The following is a 26,180-nucleotide window of genomic DNA, read 5'->3' as shown; positions in this document are numbered from 1 at the left end:
CTGCTGGCCTCGGCGTCGGGCAGCCCGGGGCAGCGTTCCATGCTCTACGGTCTGCCGTTCGCCGATCAGGACGGAGCGGAACCGAGAGCGGTGCCACGTCGCGTACGGTGAGCGGCGCCGATCCGTGCGTACCAGTCGATGAGTTCTGGTCTGTCGACGCTGCCGGGGTCGACCACGGTGTCCTGAGCGTCTCCGCGCAGCAGACGTTTCACGGGGACTTCGAGTTTCTTGCCGGTGCGGGTGTGCGGGATACCGGGGGCTTGGATGATCTCGTCGGGTACGTGGCGGGGGGAGGCTCCGTGGCGTATGGCGTTGCGAATCTTCTCGCGCAGCACGTCGTCGACGTCGGTGCCGTCGGTGGTGGTGACGAACAACGGCATCCAGTAGTCGCCGCCGTCCTGCTCGATCCCGACGACGAGAGCTTCTGCGATCTCCTTGAGCTCCTCCACCGGGCCGTATATGTCGCTGCTGCCCATGCGTATGCCGTGGCGGTTCAGGGTCGCGTCGGACCGGCCATGCATGATCACCGAGCCCTGATCGGTGATGGTGATCCAGTCGCCGTGCCGCCACACTCCCGGGTATACGTCGAAGTAGGCGTTGCGGTAGCGGGAGCCGTCCGGATCGTCCCAGAAGAAGAGCGGCATCGACGGCATTGGCCGGAGTACTACCAGTTCCCCCACCTCGCCCCGCACCGGCTTCCCGTCCGGGCCGAAGGCTTCCACGGACACGCCCAGGCAGGGGGCGGACAGCTCCCCGGCCCAGACCGGAGTGGTGGGGGTGGCACCGATGAACGCGGTGACCACGTCGGTGCCGCCGCTGGTACACACCACCTGTGCCCGGGGCCCGAGCTCGCCGGCGACCCAGTGCTGCAGGTCGCCGGGGAACGTCGAGCCGGTGACGCCCAGGCGCTCGAGCGAGGCCGGACAGTGGTCGGTGATCCGCACGCCGGCCTTGCGACACGCCGCCAGGTAGCCGGGGCTGGTACCCAGGACCTTCACCTCCAGGCCGGCCGCGAGCTGCCAGAGCGCATCGGTATCGGGATACGTCGGGCTGCCCTCGTAACACACGGCTGTGGCACCCAGCAGCAGACCAGCGACCAAGACGTTCCACATCATCCAGCTCGGCGTGGTGTGCCACAGCAGGCGGTCCCCGGCGCGCAGGTCAAGCTGCAGGCCCAGGTTTTTGAGCTGCTCGAGCACGACCCCGCCGTGTCCGTGCACGATGCCCTTCGGCCGTCCGGTCGTGCCCGAGGAGAACACGACCCACAGCGGATGGTCGAACGGGACGGGGCGGGGTGCGAAGTCGGCGTCGTGCTCGGTGAGCGCGGACCACTCAAGGGCGCCGGGCACCCGTGTCGCGTCCCCTACGACGATGGTCGCCGCCAGGGTCGGCAGTGCGTCGCGCAGGGCTTGTACGTCGGAGCAGCGGTCGATGTGCTTCCCGCCGTGGAGGCAGCCGGTCCCGGCGATCAGCACGGTCGGCTGGAGTTGGGTGAACCGTGCTTCGGCCGCGGCCGCGGTGTAGTCCTGCCCGCACACCGCCCAGGTCGCGCCCAGGCTGGCGGTGGCGAGGAAGGCTGTGATGGCCTGTACCCCGTTGGGGAGGTATCCCACCACCCGGTCACCCATGCGCACGCCAAGTCCGGTGAGTGCCTGCGCGAGTGAGGCGACCTGGCGGCGCAGTTGGTGCCAGGTGATGGCCACCGGGCCGGTGTCCTCGGTCACCGTGATGACGGCGGTGTCGGTGCCGGTCCGGTCGCGGAACACCTCGGCCGTGTAGTTCAGCGTGCTGCCGGGGAACCACACGCTTCCCGGCATGGCCTCGGTCGCCAGCGCGGGTCCCGCTGGGCGCTCGGGCAGACGGAAGTAGTCCCACACCGCGGCCCAGAAGCCGCTCACGTCGTCAACCGACCACGCCCACAGCTTGTGGTAGTCACCGCTCAGGTCACGTCCTGCGTGCTGTGCGGCGAACCGTGTGAAGTCGGTGATCCGGGCGTTTTCGACAGCCTGTGTCGTCGGGGTCCAGTCCGGTGGCTTCGTGCTCATGAGGTGTCCCCCGCCTTCGGTACTTCGAGCAGTGCGACCGTCGTGTCCACTGCCTTTGTGGCCATGGCCTCGCCCAGGGGGAGGCCATGGGTGTCGGCGAGGGTGACGAAGAGCCGGTTCCCGCCGTCGCTGCAGCATGCGATCGGCAGCAGCGTCCCGGTGCCGATCGAGGTGACCAGCTCGTTCTCCCGCACCAGGGCGACGGCGTGTCCGGTCGTGGTGGCCACCCAGACTCCGTCTTGTGTCGACCAGATTCCGTCCGGCCGGACGTCGTCGCCGATCAGGTGGGCGAGGTCGGCGTAGGTGCGACGGTCCGTGAGGGCACCGTCGTCTGCGACGGTGAAGGCGGTCAGCCGTTGCCGGGTGGTCTCGGCGACAACCAGGGTGCGGCCGTCGCCGGCGAAGGCCAGCCCGTTGGGGAACTCAACGTCTTCGGCGGCCACGTGTACCGCTCCGTCTGCAGCAACGCGCAGCAGCCGACCCGGTCGCAATGGCTCACCGGCGTGCGCGGCGAAGCCGACGTCATCCACGTAAAGGTTGCCGTGCGGGTCGCCGACCATGTCGCCGAGCGGACCGGTGGCCACCGCGCTCAGGTCCGCGTAGGTGTCGAATTGCTCACCGGTCCACACGCCGATACGCCGTTGATGCATCATGGCCCCGACCAGCCGCCCGTCCGGCAGGAACCAAAGGCCGTTGGGGATGGCATCCAGCGGGATGCCACGCCAGGGGCCGTCGTGGTCGGTCCACAGCTTTCCGCCCTGGGTGTCGGACAGCCACAGTGCACCGCGCTGCCAGCGGGGGCCCTCCCCCCACGTCATTCCGGCCGCGTACTCCTTCACGCGCAAACCTCCTGTACCGATACCGTCCGCGCCAGGTCGCGGGTGGCCCGCTCCAGTTCCGCCGTGTCGGCGACGAGCGCGAAGGTGTAGCGATCCGGACGGATGATTGCCGCTGCCGCCGCGTGTTCGGCCAGCCAGCGGTCGATGACCGGCCCCGTCTCCGGGACGGCCACGATGCCGAGTTGGCGCCATAGCTGCTGCACATCCACGGACACGGCGGAGGTGACCTCCGGCTTCCCCACGACGGTGAAGCCGTATCCGCTCACATCGTCCAGCTTCTCCCCGTTCGCGCCGCGTGGCTGCGGGCTCAGTTGCCCGATGGCTCCGCCGGGCTGGGCAACCACGCCCGGCCCTAGCAGCGGCCGGTACCTCTCGATCGTCTGCGTTCCGTTCAGCTCCGGGAACGCGCCCATTCCGAGGGCTTCGATCAGGTTGGACTGCCGGGCGGATTCCTCAATGTAAGGGCGCACGTGCGCAGCCCGCTCGCTTTCGTAGGTGTCGAGCAGGGCTTGGGGACTTTCGCCCTTGACCACGGCGGCGAGCTTCCACGCCACGTTCGCGGCATCGCGCAGCCCGGAGCACATGCCCTGGCCGAGCATGGGAGGCATTTCGTGCGCGGCGTCACCGGCGAGCAGCAGACGGTCGGACCGCCAGCCGTGCACGAGCCGGGCGTGCCATTCGTAGGTGTCAGTACGCATGATGCGGTAGCTGCCCGGTTCCAGCCAGCGGCTCAGCAGGTCGTACACCGACTGCGGTCGTTCGAGCTCTGCCGCGTCGTCCTCGTCGAGCAGCATGAACTCGAAGCGGAGCATGGGCGGGAAGATCGGGACGTAGGTCACGGGCCGCTTCCCCTCGCACCAGATGAATCCGCTGTCCGCCGGGAGCTGTGCGGGGTGTTCGAAGGGGTGGATGTCGATGATGAGGGAACGCTGAGTGCCGTGGAGGTCCTCGACGTCGGCGTTCATCGCCTGCCGGACGAAGGAGTTGGCGCCGTCGGAGCCGACGGCGTAGCCGGCCGTGAGAGTGGTTTCGGCTCCGGTCGACCGGTCGAGCAGCGTGAGCCGCACCGCTTTGTCGTCCTGCTCGATCGCGGTGGCCGTCCAGCCGAACCAGAGGTCCGCGTTCGCGTCGGCCGCCAGCAGTCCCCGCAGCCGCGACTCGAAGTCGGGCTGGTGGAACTGGTAGTCGGTGCGCCAGCCCTGGTCGGACTCCTCCTCGGGCAGCGTCTGCTGGAGGAAGGCCTGCCCGTCCTCCCGGTGGAGTGTCCAGGCGGCTTGGCGCAGGAACTGGTGTTCCATGTCCTGCGCGCCGAGGGTCTGCAGAAGGCGCATGGTCTCGTCGTCGAGATGCGTGGCACGCGGATGCTGGCAGACGAGCCGGTTGGGGTCGATGGCGGCGACCCGGAGCCCCTTCATGGCCAGCAGTCGTGCGAGAGCCAGTCCGACCGGGCCGCAGCCGACGACGGCGACGTCGTAGGTGTCCATGATGTGCTCTTTCATTTTGTGTGTCCGGCCGTCGGCTCTTTGGCGCGCGGCGCGGGGGCGGGACGGCCCTGATTCTGGGATGTCCGTCCGCCGACAGCCAGGGCGAGGGCTGCGCCGAGGACGGCGGGGACGGCGAAGAGGACGAAGTTCCAGCGGGGTTCCAGGCCGGCCGCGAGGATCCAGCCGCCGAACGTGGGGCCGGCGATGCCGCCGATGCGGCCCACCCCGAGCGCGACACCCACCGCGCTGGCCCTTGCGGTCACCGGGTAGGAACGTGAGATGTACACGTTGATCAGTCCCTGGACGCCGACCGCGCCGCAGCCGCCGACTATCACGATGCCGTAGAGCACCGGCAGCGGCAGTTGGGCGCTCATGGCGACGATCGCGGCGGCTCCGAGGGCGAAACTGGCCGTGATCGGGCCCCTCGATCCGGCACGGTCAGCCAGCAGCGCCATCGCGAGCCCGCCGACGGTGGCACCGAGGTTCAGCAGCACGAGGAAGGTCTGTGAGTCCTGCAGCGGATAGTCCGCCGTCTGCATCAGCCGCGGCAGCCAGGTGTTCATGGCGAAGATGAGCAAGAACGACAGGGCCGCCATGGCGCAGAACATCAGGGTGGTGCCGCGGTAGGGCGGTCTGAGCACCAGCCGGACACCACGGTTGCCGAGGTCGGGGGCCGACGCGCTGACCGCCTGGTGGTACTCCGTGGACTCGGGCAGCCAGACGAAGGCCATGGGCAGCAGCAGCAGACCGGCGATGCCGCCGACCAGGTACTCCTGGTGGAAACTGTGCCCACTCAGCAGTGTGTTGGCGACGAGCGCCGCGAACGAACCGCCGATGGCGGTCCCACACTGGACGATGCCCGAGTAAAGGTTCTTTCGCCTGTCCGGGGCCAGTTCGAAGATCAGTGGGCCCATCGCCGGGTAGATCGCACCGACACCGAGCCCGACGACGAATCGGCCGGCGCCGAACAGTGAGGGAAGGGGTGCCACGGCGCAGGCGAACATCCCGGCACTGACCACCGCGATACTGATCAGGGTCGTGCGGCGCCGGCCAAACCGGTCGGTGAACTGGCCGACCAGCAGGGAGCCGACGAGCATGCCGATCGGAGTGAGGCTGCCGAGCAGGCCGACGAAGGCGACGGAGAGGTGCCAGGGACGGTAGCCCAGCAGCAGCGGAGTGGTCGCACCGTAGGCGACGAGGTCGAAGCCCTCCAGTGTCATCACAGCCAGGCCCACGGCGAGTGCGGTGCCTGACGGCGATGAAGGGCCCGGGGACGGTTGGCCGCGCCGACGGACGAAGGCTGGTGTGCTCAATGTTCTGGCTCCGATTTCAGCAGCCTCACCCGTCGCGACTGCTGACCGCGGCGCTGCGGGAAAGGGGCGGAGGTGTCTTACGTGCGGCTCGTCGACGGCGGGTCGGCGCAGGAATGCGGCTCGGGGCCTCATCCGTGTGATGCGGGCGGGGCAACGCGCCTCGCCGCGGGTTACGGTGTCGGGCGCTCTCAGTTATTGGCCTCATGGGCGCCGGCCATCAGCGCGGCCAGGTCTTCGGGAGCGAGGAACGACGGCGGCGGCGGAGGCCCCCAGGTGTAGAGCGCCTGCATTCCTTCGAAGGACCGTGGCGTCCACAGCTGGTCGTCGACGATGCAGTCCATGTCGGCGTAGTACTCGCTGAAGTTGCCGGCCGGATCCTTGAGGTACCAGAAGAAGTTTGAGCCGATGTGATGGCGGCCGAGCCCCCACACATGGCGTTCCGGGTGCTCGGTGAGCATGCGCGTGGCGCCCCGGCCCACCTCGTCGACATCCGTCACCTGCCAGGAGGTGTGGTGCAGGAAGTTGAGCGGCGCCTGCTGCACCAGGACGTTGTGGTGGTCGGTGGAGCAGCGCAGGAACGCGGCCGAGCCGGGCACAACATCGCTGACCTTGAATCCGAGTCCTTCGGTGAAGAACCGCTGTGTCGACTCCTGTTCCACCGAACCGATGACGACGTGGCCCAGGGCCAGGGGCCGGACCGGGTCGGTGCGGGAGACTACTTGGGCTCGGGTGCCGGCACGGTCCAGGCGTCCGGGACCGTTGTACGGGGTGGCCGGGACGGTGATCCGGGTCAGCCGGGGTGCGATGCGCACTTCCACCGAGATACCGGCGATGGGTTCCGTGGTACGCAGGGCGTTGGCGTCGCGTTCGCAGGACAGCTCGAGCCGTTCCAGGTTCGCGGCGATCCGGTCCAGGTCGTCGCCGTCGTCGGCGGCGACCGTCATCGCCAGCAGGCGCCGGACGGGGGAATGTTCGAGGAAGAACTGTTCACCGCCTTCGACGGTGACGAACCGTCCGGGTGCCACCTGTTCGAGTCCGAAGTCGATGTAGTAGTCGGCAGCCTCGGCCACGTTCGGCACGCCGACGGTGAGTGACTGCAGTCTGTGCAAGGCCATGGTGGTGCCCTTCTCTCAGGCGGCGACGCAGGTCTGCCGGAGCTGTCCTATGCCCTCGATGCGGGTGATGACCTCGTCTCCTGGCCGCAGGTAGCGCTGAGGGGTGCGGGCGTGTCCGACTCCTGCGGGAGTGCCGGTGAAGATCAGGTCGCCCGGCAGCAACGGGCAGACCGCGGACAGCCGTGCGATCAGTTCCGCGACCGGGAAGATCATCGACGAGGTGCGGGACTTCTGGACGCTCTCCCCGTTGACGAGGCATTCGATCGCCAGGTCGTCCGGATCCGCGAACTCGTCGGGCGTAACCAGTACCGGCCCGGTCGGCGCGAATCCGGGGAAGGACTTGCCGAGGGAGAACTGCGGCACGGGGCCGACGGACTGCACCTCGCGCTCGGAGTAGTCCTGCCCCGCGGTCAGCCCGGCCACGTAGGACCAGGCGTCCCCGGCGGCCACGTGCTCCGCCCGGCGCCCCATCACCACCACAAGCTCGGCTTCCCAGTCGACGCGGCCGCTGGGCAGCCTCAGCTGCGTGTCCGGGCCGGTGAGGGCCGTGGCGAACTTGGTGAAGACCGACGGGGACTCAGGCGCCGCCAGGCTGGCCTCTTCGGCGTGGTCGCGGTAGTTCAACCCGATCGCGAACACCTGCCGCGGCGTCGGCGAAACGCTGCCGTCCGGCCCAGTCGATCCGTGGGCGCCCGCAGGCTCCAGCTTTGCAGCCCACGACCGGAACGCGTCCCACTCCTCGAACACTGCCAGCGGATCAGCCGAAAACCGACCAGCACTGGCTTGCTCGACATCGATCACCGCCTCTCCGGTCACCAGACACATCCGTCCGGATCGGGTCGTCGTCCTCATAGTGCGCTGCCTCCGGTGCTCTTGCTACTGAATGCCTGGAGTCAACGCCCTCACCGTCGACATGTCAACGAAATCTCGAGGTTTTTTTAAAATACCTAGAGGTGCTAGTATCTTCGACATGACCACGACCCGCTCCATGACACGCGCCGAGGAGATCTACAAGCGGCTGCGCGCGGACATCCTCAACGGACGGCACGAGCCCGGTTCACGTCTGCGCGTGGAAGCCCTGAAGGACAGCTACGGCGCCAGCAGCGGGGTAATACGGGAGGCGCTGCCCCGGCTGGTCGGCCAAGGACTGGCGACCTTCGCGCCGCAGCGAGGGTTCCGGGTCGTCACCGTCTCCCCCGAGCGCCTGCAGGAGCTGACCGAGGCCCGCGTATTCATCGAAACCCACGTGGTCCGGGAGTCCGTCGCCGCCGGCACCATCGAGTGGGAGTCCGATCTGCTCGCGGCACACCACCATCTCGCCCGCACTCCGTACTTCAGCGACGACGGAGCCCTCAGCGAACGCTGGCTGAACGCCCACGCCCGCTTCCACCGCGTCCTGCTGGAGGGATGTCCCAACCGGCAGCTGCGGGACATCGCCACACAGCTGCGCGATGCCGCTGAGATCTACCGCTGCTGGGCCCGCACACCGGCCGAGCACAGCCACCGCGATGTCGCCGCAGAACACCAGATGATCTGCGATTACGCCATCGCCCGGGATGTACCAGGCGTCGTCGAGGCACTCAGCCAGCACATCAACATCACCACGCAACTACTGCTCAACGATTACGGGCGGCACGAGGAATAAGGCAAGCAGGACCCCGGCCCCCCATGTGGTTGTTGAAAGAAACGTGCTGGTCAGCGAGGCTGCCTCGCGCCGTGGTCTCGGCGGCGGTCGTTCACCGCGCCCAGGCAGTCGGTGTCCTCTAAGCTTGATCATTAACCTTGCTGCTGTTTCAGGCGGACGTGTTCGGTGAGGGTTTCGTTTCGTTTCACGGTCTTCCCAGGCTCGTGACGGGGGGCTGGCCTGCGGTTCTTCGAGCCAGGTGGGCGTCCGGGGCCGGACTTGAAGGGTCTGGGCACGTCGGCGGGACGGGCGGTCTTCACGCGGAGGTGGCGGAGCCCCCGTCGGACGCGGTCAGGCCGGCGCTGACCAGCCAGATGTGTTCGCAGGTCGAGGATGCCTTTTGTAAATTCTCGTGGGACTCCTGCGAGGCATGGTAGAAGGTCCGCTCGATCATCCAGCACAGGGCGCGTGCCATCGCCGACGCTTGTTCCGGTTCGATGCCGACCTGAATGCCGGCTCGTTCCAGGACAGCGGTGATGGCTGTGATGAACAAGTCGGCTGTACGGCTCCACAGCTCGCCGATCTCCGGCACGGTCAGGGACAGGTCGATCGCCGTGCGCATGACCGGGCCGTGCTCGTTCCACAGTTCGACCGTGCGCCGCATGGCCGCCGCGATGGCCTGGCGCGGCTCATCGGCCTGCGCGGTGACCCAGGACCGCTCCCACAGGTGCTCAACCGTCCGGGCCACGAGCGCCGTGACCACTTCTTGCTTGGAGCCGAAGTAGAAGTACAGGGCGCCGCGTGTGATGCCGGCGCCCTGGGCGATGTCGCCGACGGTCATGGCGTCGTAGCCCTTCCGCGTCAGCAGAGCTTCGCAGGTGTCCAGAATGGCCCGCTCCCGGACATCGCCCTTGCGTTCGGCGGCGCGTCGGCTTCGCCCGGGGTGGTGGCCGGGCATCAGAGCTGAGCACCCTCGGCGAAGTCGGTCGTACGGGAGAGTGTCTCCCATGTGCGGATGTCCTCGTCCACGGCCGTGCGCGCGGCGGTGACCAGTCGTAGCGCGTCCGAGCCCAGGACGAGGTGGGCCGGCGGCTGGTCCACCGTCGTGATGTGCACGACGGCTTCCCCGGCCTTGGCCGGGTTGCCCAGTTGGTTCCCGCTTGCCTTCTGCCGCGCTTCGCGGATGGGGGTGAACAGCTCGTCGTAGTCGTCGATGGACTGCGCGGTGCGTGTCATGGACCGTCCGGCCCAGTCGGTGCGGAAGGAGCCGGGCTCGATCGCCGTCACGTGGATCCCGAACTGCGCGACCTCCTTGCCCAGCGCCTCGAGGATGCCTTCCAGCGCGAACTTGCTGCCGCAGTAGGCGGACATACCGGGCACGGCCATGAGCCCGCCCATGGAGGTGACGGCCATCAGGTGTCCGCGGCGACGCCGACGCATGTGGGGCAGTGCTGCCTGCAGGGTGGCCACTGCCCCGAATACGTTGACCTCGAATTGCCGCCGCACCTCGGCCAGCGGCGTCTCCTCGAAGGTGCCCTCCAGGCCGTAGCCGGCGTTGGCGATGACGACATCCAAAGCTCCGACGCTCTGCTCTACCTCTGTGATCACATTCGAGACGGCGTCGCCGTCCGTCACGTCCAGGATGCGGCCGTGAGCGTGCCCGGGTTCGAGCTCTTCGAAGGCCCGCAGGTCCTTCTCCGAGCGGACCGTACCGACGACGGTGTGCCCGGCGGCCAGGGCCGCTTGGGCGAAGGCACGTCCGAGGCCCGTGCTGACGCCGGTGATGAGCCACTTCTGTTCCTGCATTGTTCCTCCATCTGGGATTCGGAAGGAGCCTGGTTGCTCCCTCATCTCAAACTCTACACGACGCCGATTTTTGTCATCGTCATGCAGATTCTGACGCCTTACGGCTCCGCCGACCTGTGCCGTTCAGGAATGCGTCGCTGCAGGTCGTAGGTGGTCTGGCGGGGTCCAAGGATTTCGCCGTGTCCGAGGGCCCTACTCAGGGACCCGGGTACGGCCGGATGTGCTGGACAAGGGTGTGGTGGTCAGAAGGGCCACAGGAGTGTGATGACGATCGCGGTTGAGGTGATCAGCACTCCTGCGGCGACCGCATCGATAACGCTGGTTCGGGGAGTACGCACGGCGGGTCCCGAGGGCGGACGAGTGTGGATGTGGACTCGCGAGGCAGCCCGTGGGCGCCGGAGCCCCGGGCCCGACCGGGAGCGTTCGGCCGTGTCGACCGCCGCCCGCTTTCAGGAGGCGCCGGTCGGCCGTGTGGTCAGGGTGCGGGCGAAGGTCCGGATGTCCATGGTGAGCAGGTCGGGTTCTTCCATCGCCGCGAAGTGGCCTCCGCGATTCATCTCCGTCGAGTGTACGATGTGGTCGAGTTCCTCGGCGAAGGCTTTGACCGGCAGGGTGATGTCGTGGGGGAAGACGGCGAAGCCGGTGGGGACACGGGACACTTCCGCCTCACCCCAGGTACGGGCCGACTCCTTGTAGAGGCGGGCGGAGGAGCGGCCGGGTGGACTGCACGGCACCGTAGCCGGAGGTTTCCGCCTGGTGGCGGGCCCAGCTGCCCAACCGTTCACGGTCGACCTCTCCGAGTGTGGACGGATCGCCGACGGGAAAGGTCGGCGGGCTGTTGAGATGGATGCCGATCAGCCGGTCCGGTGCGATGAGGCCGAGTTCCCGGGAGATCCCGGATCCGAAGTCGCCCCCTTGCGCCATGTAATGCCGGTAGCCGAGCCGTTAGGAACTCGAGTACTGAGCCGGGCCAGCCGTGGGTCATGATCAGCGGCACGGCGTCCGGCTCGGGTGAGGTCACGTGCAGGAAGTGCACCTGGGTGCCGTCGATTTCCGTGAGGAACTGGGGGAAGGCGTTCAGCCGGGCCTCGTGAGTGCGCCAGTCGTAGCCGGTGCGCCAGTACTCGGCGAGTTCGCGCAAGTAGGTGAGAGGCACGCCGTACTCCCAGCCGGTGCCGGGGAGGTCATCGGGCCAGCGGGTGCGGGCCAGCCGCTCGTTGAGATCATCGAGAGCGCCCTGCGGTATGGATGCCCGGAAGGGGCGGATATCGCTGGGCCGGGTGGTCGTCGCATGCGTTGCAGGCTCTTCGGAAGACATGTGAAGGCCCGGGCGTGAGCGGCCGGGCGGCCGGTGTAGCCGGGTGGTTATGTGATCTGCGGGAGGATCCGGTCGAGCAGGGCGTCCTCCAGTCGCCGCAAGGGGAAGTCGGCGTCCTCAGCGGCGAGAACGAGCCCGCCCCTGATCCCCGCCATGAGCACAAGCCGGTCACCGTCGGGATCGGGCGAGCCGGCCTCTACCAGGGCATCGTCCAGGGCCTGCAGCAAATCGGCGGAGGCGATGTCCGCTCCGGCCTCGCGCAGGACGTCCCGAGCCTGCGGATCGGCGAGCAGCGCGGAGACCGCGCGTCCTTCGTCGACTTCCTCGGGGGAGGTGTCCAGCCCCAACAGGGCTGAGCGGACGAGCAGCCGCAATGTGACCTTCGGGTCGCTGCCCTGCTGGGCGGCGAGTGCGCTGCGTGTGCGTTCCCGCCAGCCGTCGGCGACATCGATCAGCAGACCGGACTTGCTCCCGAAATAGCGCGAGGGCAGCCCATCGGCCACTCCCGCACGGGCCGCGACCTGGCGCAGCGTGGTGGCGTGATAGCCCTGCTCGGCCATCAGCAGGACGGCAGCCCGGCGGATACGAGCCCGGGTGGCATCCCGAACGGCAGCAGACGCTTCCGGAGTGCGGGGCATCGCGCCCCTCCTTCCTCATCAGTACGGTCCGGCGCCTCGGTGGCCGACTTTTCCGTTGAACGATGGTTCAATATAAACATGCCGACGAACACTCCCGCACCACCACCGCCCGTCGAGGTCATCCGGTCACAGGACTGGTACGGCCAGGACGTCTCCGCTCGCCGCTACACCCGCTACGCATTCATCGACGTCGACATGACGGAGGTGACGAACGAGGGCGCGGTCTTCGACCACTGCACCTTCAGGGGAGTGCGCTTCAACGTCTCTCAGCACACTGCAGCCGCCTTCACCAACTGCACCTTCAGCCACTGCGTCTTCTTCGACACCCGGTTCACCGACTGCAAGCTCGTGGGCAGCCTGTTCCAGCAGTGCACGTTCAGCCTTTTCCAGGTCAGCGGCGGTGACTGGTCATTCGTCGGACTGCCGGGCGCCGATCTGCGCCGCGCTTCCCTGCGCTCCGTGCGGATGCGGGAAGCCGATCTCACCGGTGCACGGCTGGAGGACGCCAATGTCACCGAGACCGACCTGTCGGGAGCGCAACTGCACAGCGCTAACTTCATCCGCTGCGACCTGCGCGGCAGCGACCTCTCCTCGCTCGACCCGCTCACCGCCGAGCTGGGAAGAGCCACGGTCAGCCTGGAACAGGCCGCTGTCCTCATCACCGCACTGGGGCTCAACGTGGCCTGAGTTCAGGGGACGGCGTGCGGATGCCCACCGAACAGGTGGGCGGCGCGGTGCACACAGCGCAGGTCGCTCAGCAGCCGGCCGGGATCGACACCAACGGCCAGGGGCGCGAGGTCGTAGTGGTCCGACAGCGGAGTTCTGCCCAGCGGGATCCGCCGCAACTCGGCTGGAAACGGCAGCGCGTCGGCGTTGTCCGGGAGCGCGAGCACGTCGGGCGAGGCACGCCGCAGCAGGTCCAGGACAGCCGCGGCGGCTCATCCCCGCCTACCGGCGCGGTCTGCTGCACCCCGAGGGCTGACCGCGCGACCCGCCCCGCTCAGAAACTCTGGCCGCCACCGACTCGGGTCGCGCCTGCGGCGAGGCGCTCTTGGAGCCAATCGACCTGGAGCCGCCGGCTGAAGCGGCAATCGAGCCGCACATCGCCTTGCATGACGACAAGCACAACGGGTTCAGTTGCCATCCAGCTGCCCAGATGGGTCGAGCCGGTAGCCGTATCCCCGCAGAGTGGTGAGGGCGGGCAGGGCGACGGGCGCGTGTACGGCGGAGGCGGCCGCCTGAAGTCTGCGCCGCAGGGAGGACATGGTGACGTCAAGCGTCTTGGTCGGCCCGAACCAGTTCTCGTCCCACACCTGCGCCATGAGCGATTCGCGGGAGATGGCCTCCCCCGGATGTCGGACCAGGACCGCGAGGAGGTCGAACTCCTTGGGGCGCAGTTCGACCTCCCGATCGCCGAGGAGGCAGCGGCGCGCGGCGGTGTCCACGGTCAGATCCCCGATCCGGACCGGTTCGTCCGGTCCCCCCGGGGCAGGCGGGCGGCGGCGGAGATGGGCGCGGAGGCGGGCGAGCAGCACGGTCAGGCTGAAGGGTTTGACCAGGTAGTCGTCGGCGCCCGCGTCCAGGCCCACGATGACGTCGATCTCCTCGCTGCGGGCGGTCAGGATGAGGATGAGGACATCGGAGTGCTCGTCGCGCAGTTGCCGGGCCACATCGATGCCGTCCATGTCGGGGAGGCCGAGGTCGAGCAGGACGACGTCGATGGGGAGTCTGGCGGCCTCGACCAGGCCGGAGCCGCCGGTCCGGGTCCAGGTCACGGCGTAGCCGTGGGATCGCAGACCTGCTTCCACATGCCGCCCGATGACCTCGTCGTCCTCGATGAACAGTAGGATTACCGCGTCCTTGGCTCCTGTCGTCCGCATGCTCCGCATCGTAGGTCCGTTCGCCGCCCGGGACGCACGGACAGGCCGTCTCAGAGTTCACGCAGCTCTTCCACGGCAGGCCGGGCGGATCTGCGGACTCCGCTCAGCGCCGCGCCGACGATGGCCGCGAGGGCTGCCGCCAGGGTCAGGGCCAGATACGGCCAGGGCACGGCCACGGCTTCCGGTGGCGGGTCGAAGACGCCGGTGAGCACCTTGACGAGCATCTGGGTCAGGGCCCAGCCGATGAGCGCGCCTCCGGCCAGCCCGGCCGCGGTGAGCGTGGCGGCCTCGCTGAAGACCAGTCCCTTGAGCTGCCGCCGGGTGGCGCCGAGGACGGTGGCGATGGCGAAGGTGCGGCGCCGTTCGGCGAGGCCGAGGGCGAGGACGATGCCGCCCGCGCCGGCTGCCAGCAGGACCGCGAAGGCGAGTTCGATCCGGGTGAGCCCGGACAGGTCCACGGAGGTGAGGCTGGACCCGACCTGGGACCGGGTCTGGGTGATGTCGGTGACCTTCGCGGAGGTGCCGAGCTGGTGGCGCAGCCGCGCGGCGACGGCCTTCTGGTTGCCGCCTCCGGTGTCGACCAGGAAGGTGCCGACCGCGTCGCTGCCGGTGGTCTTGGCGATATAGCCGGCGTTGGCGACGAAGAAGCTGTCGCGGGGTGCGGTGGGGAATTCCTTGACGACGCCCGCGTAGTGGAACGGCACAGTGTGGAACGTCTTGGTGTGGGCGTCTTGCAGCCGCAGCTTGAGTGTGTCGCCGGGAGCCAGTTGGAAGTCCTTGACGGTCTCTTCGCTGACCAGGAGGGAGTCCGGCCGGGTGGCCAGTTTGGACATCAGGCTCTTGGCGCTGCCGCCGGCGAAGTAGGCGTTCTGCAGGGAGGTGGCGGAGGTGACGGTGGAGGGCCGGACCCCGTACAGGTCCTGCAGATCAGCTCCGACGTAGGCGAACCGGTGCTGAAGCGGTTCCACGTGGCGCACCCCCGGGATCGCCGCCAGAGGGTTGGCCGCGCTGGGTCCGGTGCGGGAGCCAGGTGACTGGGTCACCGTCACATCGGCGCCGTTGGTGAGCCGGGCGTCGACCTCGGCCTGCTGCCGGTAGGTGGAATTGAACGCCGCGGTGGAAACGGCGAAGGACAGGGCCAGCGCGAGCAGCACAATGGCCCGAGCCAGCGGGCGGCGCTGCCGGGACAGGCTCGCCGCGGTGGTTCCGGCCATGGCACCGGTCAGTGGCCGGACCAGCCGGGCGAGCGGACGCCGCCCGTAGGTCAGGGCGAGCGTCACCAGCCGCCACAGTAGAAGGGCGGAGCCGAGCCAGAGCAGGGCCGGCCCCAGGAAGGCCCAGTACGACACGGAGATGGTGGGGACGCCTTCCGGCGCCAGGACCAGGGAGTAGTTGTTGGAGCTGGATGCGCGGAAGACGAAGTAGGACACGGCCAGCAGGATGAGATCCGGGTAGAACTTCATCCAGCGCGGGGTGCCCGCCCGGCCCACCACCCGGCGGGCCTCGGCCACGGTGCCCTGTCGCAGATCGCGCACGGCGGGCACCAGGACGGCCGCCGCGGCGATGACCAGCCCGAGCAGCAGGGCGAGCGCGAACCAGCCGGCCGCCGATGCCGCGGTGGAGCCGAAGGACGCCGTACCGAAAGCGGCTCGGCCCACGCCTGCGGCGATACCGATGCCCAGTAGGCCCCCGACCACGCCGACGGTGGCGGATTCGGTCACCGCGAGGCCGACGACCTGGCGGAAGCCGAGCCCCCGGGTGCGCAGCAGGGCCTGCTCGCGCCGTCGCCGGTCGGCTCCGGCTCCGGCCACCGTCGCGGTCAGCAGGGCGGCCAGCACCGCCCCGGGCACGCCGAGGAAGAGGAAGAGGATCTGGGCGTAGAGGGCGTCCTGGCGTGCGCTGTCGAGCGCGGCGCCGAGGTTGTCGCCGACCAGCCCGCCACCGGCGGTGCGCGCCTCGGTGTTGTGGGCGGCACCGGTCACCGCGGTGTACGCGGCGGCGGGGTCGGCGGGCAGCCGGGCGTCCCGGGCGACATGGATCTGTGTGGTGACCGCGGCCGGGTCGGCGGCCTTGATGGGCGCCGTGGTCCTGGTGAACTGTGCGGCGGGCAGCAGGATGACATTGTCGGGCGGCGCGGTGGGCTGGGTCTGGGGTGGGGCGCCGACCTTCTGGAAGAGGGAATCGGCCTGGGGCAGGTCGACCACCCCGGCCACCTTCACATGGGCCGGACCGCCTCCCGGGCGGCCGATGGTAATGGTGTCCCCGGGGGCGACATGCAGATTGGCCGCGGTCTGCTGGGCGATGAGCACCCCGGAGGCGCTGCCCGTGAGCTGCCGTATCTCGCCGGGGAAGGCGGTGCGGTAGCCGGGTGGCAGGCCGAGCACGACTCCCGGGCCGGTGCTCTGAGTGGATCCGCCGGTCCTGGCGTGAAAACCGGTGCTGTGCGCGAATCCGACGGGGAGCGCGGTGCGTGTGCCGGGCGCGGACCGTACGGTGTGCAGCACCGAGGCCGGTTTGGCGCCCGGCTGGACCTGGACCTGCCAGCTGACCGCGACCGAGCGCACCGCGCGGTCGGTCATGGTGGATTTGGAGGCGGTCAGGAAGGAGCCGAGCGCGGCGACCAGCGCCACGGCGAGCGAGATGCCGAGCGCGGCGGCGAGGAGCCGGCCACTGCGGCGCCGGACGAGCCCGGACAGCCAGGTGATGATCACGATGTCTCCCCTTGTGCCGCGTTGGGCCGCGCCCGCGGCGCGGCGCGCGGTGTGGACACGGCGGGGGCGGGGGCCGTGGTGGCCAGCCGCCCCTCGTGCATGGGCCAGCGCTCGGTGAGGCGTTCGCCGACGGTGGGATCGTGGGTGGTCACCACGAGCGCGGCGCCCAGTTCGGCCGCGGTGTCCAGCAGGACGTCCAGCACATGGCGGCCGGTCGCGCGGTCGAGCTGTCCGGTGGGTTCGTCGGCGAGGACCACCTTCGGGCGCAGCGCGAGCACCCTGGCCACCGCCACCCGCTGTGCCTGTCCGCCCGAGAGTTCCTCGGGCAGCTTGTCCGCGAGGTCCGCGACACCGACCGCGTCGAGGGCGGAGAGCGCCTGCCGGCGGGCTTCGGGCTCCGCCGTACCCGACAGGACCAGCGGCAGTGCCGCGTTCTCCACCACGTCGAGGGCCGGGATCAGGCTCGGGGACTGGAAGACGACGCCGATGTCATGGGCCGTGGCGGGGCGGCCGAGGGCGGGCCAGCCGATCTTCCCGCTGGTGGGCTGTTCCAGTCCGGCCATCAGGTGCAGCAGCGTGGACTTGCCGGATCCGGAGGGGCCCATGATGGCGATGCGGTCGCCGGCCCGTACCTGGCAGGTCGCGCCGTGCACCGCGACGACGGCGTTCTCGCCCCGGCCGTAGGTGCGGGCGGCGTCGCGGCAGTCGATGAGGGTGTCGACGAGGAGGCCGGTGCCGGGGGCCTTCACGGCTGGATCCTTCCGTCGCGCAGGACAAGCACACGGTCGGCGAAGCTGACGACCTCGGTGTTGTGGGTGACGACCAGCACTCCGCGGCCGGCGTCGGACCGGCTCCCCAGCAGGTCGAGTACGCGCTGCTCGGTCCGTCCGTCCAGCTCGCCGGTGGGTTCGTCGGCGAGAAGCACATCGGGGTCGTTGGCCAGGGCGACGGCCAGCCCTGCGCGGGCCAGTTCACCGCCGGCCAGTTCATGCGGCAGGGCGTGTGCCCGGCCGCTCAGGCCCACCCCGTCGAGCAGGGCGGCGATGTCGGACACGTCGCGGCGGCCGGCGGCGGCCTGGGCGATCCGGATGTTCTCGCGTACGTCCAGATGGGCGATGAGGTTGCCGGACTGCAGCAGGACGCCGATGCGGCGGGCGCGCAGCCGGGCCCGCTGGGCCTCGGGGCGATGGCTGATCCGCTCCCCGCCGACGTGGACGTAGCCTCCGGCCGGTTCGTCCAGCCCGGCCAGGCATGCCAGCAGGGTGGACTTGCCCGAACCGGAGGGGCCGACGACGGCGACGGTCTCGCCGCGCTGGACGTGGAGGGACACCCCGCGCAGGGCGAGGGTCTCCTCCTCTCCGGTGCGGAAGAACCGGTAGAGCTCCCTGGCGTCGAGGGCGGTCGCCCCGTCGGCCCGCGCGGCTGCCGTGGAGGTGGTGGTCATCACTGCCACCGGAGCGAATCGCTGACGATGCGCCAGGGGTCGACGTTGTCGGCGCCGACCGGGCCGGCCAGGGTCAGGACGACCTGCCGGCCGTTGTGGAAGAACACGTACCGCTCCACCGCGTCCCGCACGCGCTTGCCCGTCACCTGATTGGGGGGCGAGTCCGTCCGGTAGGTGATCCGGATGGCCGACCCGGCCTTCCGGTGGACGGTGGTGACACCGCCGAGTGCGAAGTGCGGCGCCTGCTTGCGGAGGGCCGGAACCATGTGTGCCCTCACCGACTGGACGGTGGGCGCGGTCCCGGCGGACGCCTGGGCGATCTCGACCTTGTTGAGCTTGTCGCTGAACGTGGTGGTCGCGTGGGTGGCGGAGCGGGCCCAGCCCTCGGGCACCTTGACCGTGAACCCTCCGGCGGGCGGCCGGTAGGCAACGTACACCTGGTTGTCGGGAATATCACCAGGCGGGTTGGACTCGGCGGGGGCCGGGCCGGTCCGCTGGGTGGACGACGCCCCTGAAGAGGCCTTGGAACCGCTGTGAGAGCCCCCGCCGGAACCGGCGCAGCCCGCGACCACCGCGGTGGTCAGGGCGACGGCGGCGGGAACGGCGAGGATGGCTCGCTTGCTCATGGTGTCCTCCACATAGGCGAACCGCTGGTGTCTCCGACGCTAGGGAGGAGGTGGTAAACGCTCGCCACGACGACGGTTAGACGACGGCAAAACCGGTCGGTGGTGTCCCTGCCTCGGCCCCACCGGGCGCGCCCGCGCTCATGATGGGCGTATGAGACAGCGCGTGATGCGGGTGGCCGTGATGGCGGTGCTGGTGGCGCTCGTCCTCCTCGCCGCGCCGCTGGCGTTCGGGATCCAGACGTCCTTCTTCGCGGACGAGCGCGATGAGCTGGAGCGCGTGGCCCTGGCGGCCGCGGTCCATGTGCCCCCGCAGTTCGTGGCGGGCGACCATGTGGAACTGCCCGCCCATGAGCGGGGAACCGACGTCGGAGTGTACGACCTCTCCGGGCGGCTGCGCGACGGCAGCGGTCCCAGGAAGGCGGACGCGATCACCCGCCTGGCCCAGGGCGGGGCGGTGACGCGGGGGCGTGGCGATCACCAGATCGTGGTGGCCGTGCCCATCCCCTCCGGAGAACAGGTGATCGGCGTGGTCCGCGCCTCGACCGGGACACCGCAGGTCTGGCGTCGCGTCGCCCTGGCCTGGCTCGGCCTGGCCGGTGCCGCCCTGGTGGCGCTCATCACGGCCGTCGTGGTGGCACGCCGGCAGGCGCGTACGCTCTCCGCGCCGTTGGAGGCGCTCTCGGCGAAGGCCGGAGCGGTGGCGGAAGGGGATCTGACCGCGCGCGCCGAAGGCAGCGCGATCGCCGAGATCGACCAGGTGGCGCGTACCCAGAACACCATGGTCGAGCAACTGGCCCGATGGCTTGAGCACGAGCGCCACTTCACTTCCAACGCCTCCCACCAGCTCCGCACCCCGCTCGCCGGTCTGCAACTGGGTCTGGAGGCGGCCGCCGCCGGCCCCGGCAGGGATCTGCGAGCGGCCGTGACGGAGGCCCTGGAGCAGGTCCGGCATCTTCAGCAGACCGTGGACGAGGTGCTCCGGCTGGCCAGGGCGACGCCACGCCCCGGGGTTCCCCCGACCACCCGGCCCGCCGCCGAGGTGGTCGAGGGGGTGGAGCGCCGCTGGTACGGCACGTTCGCCGCCGAGGGCCGCCGTCTGGTCTTCGGTGTCGAGCCCGGCGGGGAGGGTCTGCGGATCCCCGACCGCACCGCAGAGCAGGTTCTGGACGTGTTGCTGGACAACGCCCTGCGCCATGGCCGCGGCACGGTCGAGGTCACGGTGCGCGAGATGGGCGGCGCGGGCGCCGTGGATGTGTCCGATGAGGGCTCGCTGACGCTCGACCGGCGGGCCCTCTTCGAGCGGGGCACGACGACCTCCCGGGCAGGCAGCGGCATCGGCCTGACGCTGGCACGGGAGATGGCCGAGGCCGCCGGAGGCCGACTCACGCTCGCCCGGGCGGCACCCACCACTTTCACCCTGCTGCTGCCGGTCGCGGAGCCACCGCCATCGCACGAGTGAGGCGGGCGGTCGAAGACGACCGCCCGCCTCGGATGGGATTCGGGGTTCCCTCCTACTCGTTGCCCTCGGACTCGTGGTTGGCCTGGGAGCCCGAGTCGTTGTGGCCGCCGGGGCCGTCCTCCGACTCCTGCCCGCCTTGCTGCTCGTTCTCGCCCTTCTTCTCGCTCTCGCCCTTCTCCTGCCCGTCGGAGCCCTTGTGCTGCCCACTGGCGCTCTTGGATGTCGCGGGGTTCGGGGGGGTGGGCTGCTGTGTGGTGGTGGATGCCGAGGATGAGGGCGGGGACGGCTGCGTGGCCGCCATGGCGGTACCGCCTCCGACGACGGTCGTGACAACGGCCACCGTGGACGCGGCGAGAATGGCTGCCTTCTTGCGGGTACTCATGATCACCTTCACTTTCGTACCGGAGGGACCTTCCTTCCGGAATGCGCTCACCCTGCACCGGCGTCGCTGAGAGGAGGCTGAGGCGAGGTAACGGAGGTCACGGAACCTTTTCCGGGGCTCTCAGCCCGCTCTCAGCTGGTTTCCGCCGCGTCGCCCTACGCTGAAGGAGAACATTCGGGACGTAAGGGAGGAAAAGGCACGCCATGCGTGTCCTCGTCATCGAAGACCATCCCATGCTGGGGCGCGCTCTGGTCCATGGCCTCACCGTCGAGGGGTTCGCCGTGGATCTCGCCACCGACGGGGAGGAAGGGCTGTACAAGGCGGGCGAGACCGCCTATGACGCCATAGTGCTGGACATCATGCTGCCGCGGCTCAATGGCTACGACGTGTGCCGACGGCTCCGGGCGGCGGAGGACTGGACCCCCGTACTGATGCTCACCGCCAAGGACGGTGAGTACGACGAGGCCGACGGGCTGGACATCGGGGCGGATGACTACCTCACCAAACCCTTCTCCTATGTCGTTCTGACCGCCCGGCTGCACGCTCTGATCCGCCGGGGCCACAGCCCAAGGCCCGCCATCCTGCGCGTCGGGGACCTCCTCCTGGACCCGGGGGGCCGCACCTGTGTGCGCGCCGAAACCCCCGTCGAACTGACCACCCGCGAGTTCTCGCTGCTCGAATATCTGGTGCGCCACCACGGCCGGGTGGTGAGCAAACAGGAGATCCTCACCCACGTCTGGGCCGAGCACTTTGACCTGGACCCCAATGTCGTCGAGGTCTACATCGGCTATCTGCGGCGCAAGATCGACGCTCCTTTCGGGGTGCGGTCCATCGAAACCGTCCGTGGGGCGGGATACCGCCTCATGGCCAGTGGCGGGTGACCCATGGGGAACCCCACCACGCCCCCGGCCCTCCGCGGGGCCTCGGCCACCTCACGGACATGCACCCGGCTCCCCCGCTGGCGCGGGTTCAGCCTGCGGATACGGCTGACGCTCGCGGCCACGCTCATCGCCGCCCTCGGTCTGTGTCTGGCGGGCGCGCTGCTGGTGGTCAGCCAGCGCGCCTCGCTCATCCGCAGCCTGGACGACAGCGCCCGGCAGCGTGCGCTGATCATCGCGGCTGCCCTGGACAAGGGCCGAACGGTGCAGCCGCTGCCCGCCTCCGGCGACGGCGACGACGTGACCCAGATCGTCGACCACCGGGGCCGGGTGATCGCGGCATCCGGGAACGTGGCGGGCGAACCCGCGCTGTTCCGGACGCTGAAACCGGCCCCCGGCGGCGAACCGTCGGTGCATACCGCTCACGGGGTGCCGCTGGGTGACCAGGGGACCTACCGGGTCGCCGCCGTGTCGACCGGATCGGCGCAAGCTCCCGAGACCGTGTACGTGGGGCGCGCCACCGCCCAGGCCGACCACAGTGTGGAGGAACTCATCGCCGAACTGGCCGCGGGCCTGCCGGTGCTGACGGCCCTGCTCGCGGGCGCCGGTTGGCACATCACCGGGAGGGCGCTGGTGCCGGTGGAGCGGCTGCGCCGCCAAGCCGCCGAGATCACCGCCACCGACCTGCACCGGCGACTGGATCTGCCGCCGGCCGCCGACGAGGTGGGGCGGCTGGGGGCCACCCTCAATGATCTGCTGGCTCGGCTCGACGAGTCCACCGCCCATCAGCGGCAGTTCGTGGCGGACGCCGCGCATGAACTGCGCAGTCCGGTGGCCGCCGTACGGGCCGAACTCGAGACCGCCGCTCGCCACCCCCACGCCGACTTCTCGGCCCGGCTGCCCGATCTCCTGGAGGAGACGGTCCGGCTCGGCCGGCTCATCGACGACCTCGTGCGGCTGGCCCGTCTCGACGCCACTCCGGGTACCGCGCTCACAGCCGATGTCGACCTGGACGACCTGGTGCGGGCCGAGGTACGGCGGTTGCACGCCCGCCCCGGTGTGGCCGTCGTCCGTGGTCGCATCTGCCCCGCCCGCGTCCGTGGGGATGCCGACGCCCTGTCGCGGGCCGTGCGCAATCTGCTCGACAATGCCATCCGGTATGCCCGCCGCCGGGTGGAGGTCACCCTGGATACCGCGCGTGGCGAGGCGGTACTGAGCGTCCAGGACGACGGCGCCGGTATCGCACCCGCCGACCGAGAGCGGGTCTTCGAACGGTTCACCCGGCTGGATGACGCTCGCGGCCGGGACGTCGGCGGCTCCGGGCTGGGCCTGGCCATCGTGCGGGACGTGACCACCCATCACGGCGGCCGGGTGGCCGTGGAGGGCGACGGTCCGGGAGCCCGGCTGGTCCTGCGCCTGCCATTGGCGATATACCCGCATAAGCGCGTTTTGCCGTCGTCTAACCCCCGTCGGGATGCACGTTAACCACCCCCTCCCTAGCGTGGAAGACATCAGGGGTTCGCCCGCGAACGGAGGGCGTCATGAGTAAGCACACCACCGCTGATCTCAAGGATCCCGAGGGTGAGGAACGGCCCCTGACGGCGCGACCCACTACCGACCGGCCACCCTCGCTCAAGGCGCTCGCGGAGTACGTCGAGCGCGCCTGTGACCGTGCCCTGTCCCGTGGCGCCGTGATCGGCGGAGGACGGCTCCTCGCGTACGCGGCGGTCGGCGAGTTCATCTCCCCGCGACCCCACCTGTGGACAGTCGCCGACCACGCCCTCCGCTCTCCGGTACGCCTTTGGGGAGGCTTCCCATGACAACGCTCCTCCGGTCCGCTCCGCTGAGAGCTCCCCGCGTCAGCGGTGATCTGCCCGGCCCCCGCTCCGCCGCCCTGCTGGCCCATCAGGAGCGGTGGGAGTCCAGCGCGCGGACCTACCCGCGCCATCTGCCCATCGCCCTGGCCGAGGGGTCGGGGAGCTTCGTCCGGGACGTCGACGGCAATGTGTTCATCGACTTCCTCGCCGGCGCCGGTGTGCTGTCGCTCGGCCACAACCATCCGGAGCTGGTGCGGGCCGTGCGAGAGCAGCTCGGCTCCCTCACCCACGGTCTGGACTTCCCCACCCCCGCCAAGGACGCCTTCACCCAGGCCCAGCTGTCCATGCTGGCGCCGGAGCTGCGCAAGCGCACACGGCTGCACTTCTGCGGGCCGACGGGGGCCAACGCCGTCGAGGCCGCCATCAAGCTCTGCAAGATCGCGACGGGCCGGGGCGGCATCGTCTCCTTCCAGGGCGGTTTCCACGGCAGCACCCACGCCGCGATGGCGGTCAGCGGGCTGGTGTCCCAGAAGGCGCCGGTCCGCGACGGGATGCCCGGTGTGCATTTCTTCCCGTACTCCGCGGACGGTCCTGCCCCGGACGACCGTTCCCCCGACGCCGCCGATTATCTGGAGCAGGCGTTGCGGGACAGTAATGGCGGCATCCCGCTGCCCGCCGCGGTGATCATGGAGATGGTGCAGGGCGAAGGCGGAAACCTGGTCGCCCGTACCGACTTCGTCCGACGAGTGCGCGAGGTGACCCGTTCGCTGGCCATCCCCCTGATCGTCGACGAGGTCCAGACCGGCTGCGGACGCACCGGCACCTGGTTCGCGTATCAGCAGTACGGCATCGAACCGGATGTCATCGTGGCGTCCAAAGCACTGAGCGGCATCGGTCTGCCGGTCGCCCTCATCCTGTACGACGGAGCCCTGGACACCTGGGCGCCCGGTGCGCACATCGGGACCTTCCGCGGCAATCAACTGGCCTTCGCCGCCGGGGTCGAGACGGTACGCGTCATCCGACGGGACAACATCCTCGGCAATGTCCGCCACCAGGGTGCCCGGATCGCGGACCGGCTGGCCGGGCTGACCCGCAACCCGTGGGTCCGCCAGGTGCGCGGCCGCGGTCTGATGTGGGGGATCGAGCTGGCGGACCCCCGCGACGGCCGCCCCGCCACCGAGGTCGCGGCCGCGGTCCAGCGCCATGCGCTGCGCCACGGCCTCATCGTGGAACGTGGCGGACGCGATGACGCCGTGGTGCGTCTTCTGCCCCCGCTGAACGTCACCGCCGAGGTCGTGGACATGGCCTGCTCGATCCTGGTGGATGCCGTGTCCGCCCGCGCCAATCGTTCCTCCGTTCCCTGAGAGGGGCATCGGATGGCTCTCATCGTCCAGAAGTACGGAGGCTCCTCGATACCCACCACCGAGCGGATCGGGCGGGTCGCCGAACGGGTGGTCAGGGCCCATGCCGAGGGCCATGACATGGTCGTGGTGGTGTCCGCCATGGGCGACGCCACAGATGAACTCCTCGCGCTGGCCCGGAAGGTGGACCGCGCACCCTGTCCGCGGGAGCTGGACACCCTGCTGAGCGTGGGCGAGCGGGTCTCGAGCGCACTCACCGCGATGGCGATCCACGCGCTGGGTGGCTCGGCGTGCTCCTGCTCCGGCCGCCAGGCCGGGGTGATCACGACTCCGGCCCATGGCGGGGCCCGGATCGTGGCGGTGCGGCCTCGCCTGGTCCGGGAGGCGCTGGACCGCGGCATGATCCCGGTGGTCACCGGGTTCCAGGGGGTGTGCGGAGAGAACGACGACGAGGTCACCACCCTGGGCCGCGGCGGATCCGACACCACGGCCGTCGCCCTGGCGGCGGCGCTCAAGGCCGACGTATGCGAAATCTGCACCGATGTGGACGGGGTGCTCACCGCGGATCCCACGCTCGTGCCGGAGGCGAGGCCGATCGGCCACCTCACCCATGAGGCCATGCGGGAGCTGGCGGCCGGGGGCGCTCGGGTGCTGGCGCTGTCCGGCGCCGAGTACGCGGAGCGCCACGCGGTGACCCTCCGAGTGCGGTCGTCCTACGACGAACATCCGGGGACCGTCGTCTCGGACGAGCCCGATCGGCCCCCGCCGTACGGATCCTGCGCGCAGGTCGTGGGCCTGGCCCATGACCCATCCCGCACGAAGATCACCCTGTCCGGTCCGATGGTCCACACGAGGCCGACGGCGGGTGTGATGCACGCCCTGGCCGAGGCGGGGAGCGGGATCGGCACGGCTGAAATCCGTGCCGATCCGGCCGACGACGGGCGATGCGGCGCGCTCACGCTGGTCCTGCCCGCAGCCGACGCCCCCGCCGCGCTGGCCGCCCTGCGGACCTGCCGCCGAGGCATCGGCTACGACGACCTGACCCGGGAGGACGACGTCGGAACAGTCTCGCTCGTGGGGTCCGGATTCCGGTCGCACGCCGAGCCTTTCCTCCTGCTGAGGGAAACGCTGGACGGGACGGGCGTGCCCTTCGAGCCGGTGTCGGCGTCGGACACCCGCATTTCGGTACTGTGCCGTGCCTCCCTGCTGCCGGACGCCGTACGTGTCCTGCACAAGGCGTTCGTGGAGGGCAGGTTGCCGACGAAGGCGTCCACCGGGAGGAGGCGGATGAGCACGGTGACCGGGCCGTGTGACGTCTCGCCATCGAACTGGAGGCCACCGCCCCGCCGCATATTGCCGGACGTGCCGTGCCCGTAGGCCATCATCGGCGCGCGATGGGAGCACCCCGCCGTCCCCTCCGCCCCTGAAGCGGACCATGTC

At 69.9% G+C, this 26,180-nt stretch carries 24 protein-coding genes and 2 pseudogenes; 8 read left to right on the top strand and 18 right to left on the bottom strand.

What is annotated here, in order from left to right; all coding sequences use genetic code 11:
• Window positions 1-65: 65 nt before the first annotated feature.
• The 6 genes from KHP12_RS41260 to KHP12_RS41235 all read right to left on the bottom strand — a co-directional run bounded on the left by KHP12_RS41260 (window position 66) and on the right by KHP12_RS41235 (window position 7,648).
• The gene (locus KHP12_RS41260; RefSeq protein ID WP_086879247.1) at window positions 66-2,045 is read right to left on the bottom strand and encodes an acetoacetate--CoA ligase; all 1,980 of its coding nucleotides are present in this window, start codon (window positions 2,043-2,045) and stop codon (window positions 66-68) included.
• Window positions 2,042-2,884, bottom strand: coding sequence for an SMP-30/gluconolactonase/LRE family protein (locus tag KHP12_RS41255; RefSeq protein ID WP_086879246.1), 843 nt, complete (start codon window positions 2,882-2,884; stop codon window positions 2,042-2,044). The genes KHP12_RS41260 and KHP12_RS41255 overlap by 4 nt, the downstream gene beginning before the upstream one ends.
• Window positions 2,881-4,368, bottom strand: coding sequence for a bifunctional 3-(3-hydroxy-phenyl)propionate/3-hydroxycinnamic acid hydroxylase (locus KHP12_RS41250; RefSeq protein ID WP_167442304.1), 1,488 nt, complete (start codon window positions 4,366-4,368; stop codon window positions 2,881-2,883). Before KHP12_RS41250 ends, KHP12_RS41255 begins: the two co-directional genes overlap by 4 nt.
• An 11-nt stretch (window positions 4,369-4,379) precedes the next feature.
• Window positions 4,380-5,603: an MFS transporter gene (locus KHP12_RS41245; RefSeq protein ID WP_244202444.1), complete on the bottom strand. Its 1,224-nt coding sequence runs from the start codon at window positions 5,601-5,603 to the stop codon at window positions 4,380-4,382.
• Between the two features lie 266 nt (window positions 5,604-5,869).
• The gene (locus tag KHP12_RS41240) at window positions 5,870-6,796 is read right to left on the bottom strand and encodes a VOC family protein (protein ID WP_086879243.1); all 927 of its coding nucleotides are present in this window, start codon (window positions 6,794-6,796) and stop codon (window positions 5,870-5,872) included.
• Between the two features lie 15 nt (window positions 6,797-6,811).
• Complete coding sequence (locus tag KHP12_RS41235) at window positions 6,812-7,648, bottom strand: fumarylacetoacetate hydrolase family protein (RefSeq protein WP_086879242.1); 837 nt, start codon at window positions 7,646-7,648, stop codon at window positions 6,812-6,814.
• A 118-nt stretch (window positions 7,649-7,766) separates the two neighbouring features.
• On the opposite strand from KHP12_RS41235, the gene KHP12_RS41230 reads away from it, so the two are divergent.
• Window positions 7,767-8,441: a GntR family transcriptional regulator gene (locus tag KHP12_RS41230; protein WP_086879241.1), complete on the top strand. Its 675-nt coding sequence runs from the start codon at window positions 7,767-7,769 to the stop codon at window positions 8,439-8,441.
• A gap of 131 nt (window positions 8,442-8,572) precedes the next feature.
• Here the strand turns inward: KHP12_RS41230 and KHP12_RS53035 are convergent.
• From KHP12_RS53035 to KHP12_RS41210, 5 genes and pseudogenes are all read right to left on the bottom strand, one after another.
• Window positions 8,573-8,776: pseudogene (locus KHP12_RS53035) on the bottom strand (NF041680 family putative transposase); the annotation flags it as partial.
• Entirely contained in the window at window positions 8,737-9,378 is a 642-nt protein-coding gene (locus KHP12_RS41225; RefSeq protein ID WP_086879240.1) for a TetR/AcrR family transcriptional regulator, read from the bottom strand. The pseudogene KHP12_RS53035 and the gene KHP12_RS41225, both read right to left, overlap by 40 nt.
• The gene (locus tag KHP12_RS41220; protein WP_037952788.1) at window positions 9,378-10,226 is read right to left on the bottom strand and encodes an oxidoreductase; all 849 of its coding nucleotides are present in this window, start codon (window positions 10,224-10,226) and stop codon (window positions 9,378-9,380) included. Before KHP12_RS41220 ends, KHP12_RS41225 begins: the two co-directional genes overlap by 1 nt.
• 449 nt (window positions 10,227-10,675) lie before the next feature.
• Window positions 10,676-11,544, bottom strand: a pseudogene (locus KHP12_RS41215) (epoxide hydrolase family protein).
• Between the two features lie 47 nt (window positions 11,545-11,591).
• Complete coding sequence (locus KHP12_RS41210) at window positions 11,592-12,182, bottom strand: TetR/AcrR family transcriptional regulator (protein WP_086879239.1); 591 nt, start codon at window positions 12,180-12,182, stop codon at window positions 11,592-11,594.
• A gap of 78 nt (window positions 12,183-12,260) precedes the next feature.
• On the opposite strand from KHP12_RS41210, the gene KHP12_RS41205 reads away from it, so the two are divergent.
• Complete coding sequence (locus tag KHP12_RS41205) at window positions 12,261-12,869, top strand: pentapeptide repeat-containing protein (protein ID WP_211834324.1); 609 nt, start codon at window positions 12,261-12,263, stop codon at window positions 12,867-12,869.
• A gap of 2 nt (window positions 12,870-12,871) precedes the next feature.
• Here the strand turns inward: KHP12_RS41205 and KHP12_RS41200 are convergent, their stop codons facing one another.
• The 6 genes from KHP12_RS41200 to KHP12_RS41175 all read right to left on the bottom strand — a co-directional run bounded on the left by KHP12_RS41200 (window position 12,872) and on the right by KHP12_RS41175 (window position 18,843).
• On the bottom strand, window positions 12,872-13,075 hold the full coding sequence (locus KHP12_RS41200) for a hypothetical protein (protein WP_246648844.1): 204 nt from the start codon (window positions 13,073-13,075) through the stop codon (window positions 12,872-12,874).
• A gap of 240 nt (window positions 13,076-13,315) precedes the next feature.
• Window positions 13,316-14,062 carry a response regulator transcription factor gene (locus KHP12_RS41195; RefSeq protein WP_086879263.1) on the bottom strand — a complete coding sequence of 249 codons (747 nt, stop codon included), beginning with the start codon at window positions 14,060-14,062 and terminating at the stop codon, window positions 13,316-13,318.
• 50 nt (window positions 14,063-14,112) lie between these two features.
• Complete coding sequence (locus KHP12_RS41190; protein ID WP_086879237.1) at window positions 14,113-16,773, bottom strand: FtsX-like permease family protein; 2,661 nt, start codon at window positions 16,771-16,773, stop codon at window positions 14,113-14,115.
• Window positions 16,770-17,522 carry an ABC transporter ATP-binding protein gene (locus KHP12_RS41185; RefSeq protein WP_086879236.1) on the bottom strand — a complete coding sequence of 251 codons (753 nt, stop codon included), beginning with the start codon at window positions 17,520-17,522 and terminating at the stop codon, window positions 16,770-16,772. The genes KHP12_RS41190 and KHP12_RS41185 overlap by 4 nt, the downstream gene beginning before the upstream one ends.
• The gene (locus KHP12_RS41180) at window positions 17,519-18,217 is read right to left on the bottom strand and encodes an ABC transporter ATP-binding protein (protein ID WP_086879235.1); all 699 of its coding nucleotides are present in this window, start codon (window positions 18,215-18,217) and stop codon (window positions 17,519-17,521) included. The genes KHP12_RS41185 and KHP12_RS41180 overlap by 4 nt, the downstream gene beginning before the upstream one ends.
• Window positions 18,217-18,843, bottom strand: coding sequence for a hypothetical protein (locus KHP12_RS41175; protein WP_086879234.1), 627 nt, complete (start codon window positions 18,841-18,843; stop codon window positions 18,217-18,219). Before KHP12_RS41175 ends, KHP12_RS41180 begins: the two co-directional genes overlap by 1 nt.
• A 151-nt stretch (window positions 18,844-18,994) precedes the next feature.
• On the opposite strand from KHP12_RS41175, the gene KHP12_RS41170 reads away from it, so the two are divergent.
• Complete coding sequence (locus tag KHP12_RS41170; protein WP_244202442.1) at window positions 18,995-20,302, top strand: sensor histidine kinase; 1,308 nt, start codon at window positions 18,995-18,997, stop codon at window positions 20,300-20,302.
• A 52-nt stretch (window positions 20,303-20,354) separates the two neighbouring features.
• Here the strand turns inward: KHP12_RS41170 and KHP12_RS41165 are convergent, their stop codons facing one another.
• On the bottom strand, window positions 20,355-20,684 hold the full coding sequence (locus KHP12_RS41165; RefSeq protein ID WP_143677719.1) for a hypothetical protein: 330 nt from the start codon (window positions 20,682-20,684) through the stop codon (window positions 20,355-20,357).
• A 203-nt stretch (window positions 20,685-20,887) separates the two neighbouring features.
• Between KHP12_RS41165 and KHP12_RS41160 the strand changes: the two genes are divergently transcribed.
• Genes KHP12_RS41160 through KHP12_RS41140 form a run of 5 tightly spaced genes read left to right on the top strand, consistent with a single transcriptional unit; the run spans window position 20,888 to window position 26,117 of the window.
• Window positions 20,888-21,565, top strand: coding sequence for a response regulator transcription factor (locus KHP12_RS41160; RefSeq protein ID WP_086879231.1), 678 nt, complete (start codon window positions 20,888-20,890; stop codon window positions 21,563-21,565).
• Window positions 21,566-21,568: 3 nt separating this feature from the next.
• On the top strand, window positions 21,569-23,047 hold the full coding sequence (locus tag KHP12_RS41155; protein WP_211834322.1) for a sensor histidine kinase: 1,479 nt from the start codon (window positions 21,569-21,571) through the stop codon (window positions 23,045-23,047).
• 56 nt (window positions 23,048-23,103) lie between these two features.
• Complete coding sequence (locus KHP12_RS41150) at window positions 23,104-23,382, top strand: hypothetical protein (RefSeq protein WP_086879229.1); 279 nt, start codon at window positions 23,104-23,106, stop codon at window positions 23,380-23,382.
• Complete coding sequence (locus KHP12_RS41145; protein ID WP_211834321.1) at window positions 23,379-24,743, top strand: aspartate aminotransferase family protein; 1,365 nt, start codon at window positions 23,379-23,381, stop codon at window positions 24,741-24,743. The genes KHP12_RS41150 and KHP12_RS41145 overlap by 4 nt, the downstream gene beginning before the upstream one ends.
• Window positions 24,744-24,755: 12 nt before the next feature.
• Entirely contained in the window at window positions 24,756-26,117 is a 1,362-nt protein-coding gene (locus tag KHP12_RS41140; protein ID WP_086879227.1) for an aspartate kinase, read from the top strand.
• Window positions 26,118-26,180 lie beyond the last annotated feature (63 nt).

The organism is Streptomyces asiaticus, assembly GCF_018138715.1.
Classification (GTDB): Bacteria; Actinomycetota; Actinomycetes; order Streptomycetales; family Streptomycetaceae; genus Streptomyces; species Streptomyces asiaticus.
The sequence above is the reverse complement of the archived record's forward strand: the minus strand, read 5'-3'. Positions and strand labels throughout refer to the sequence as shown.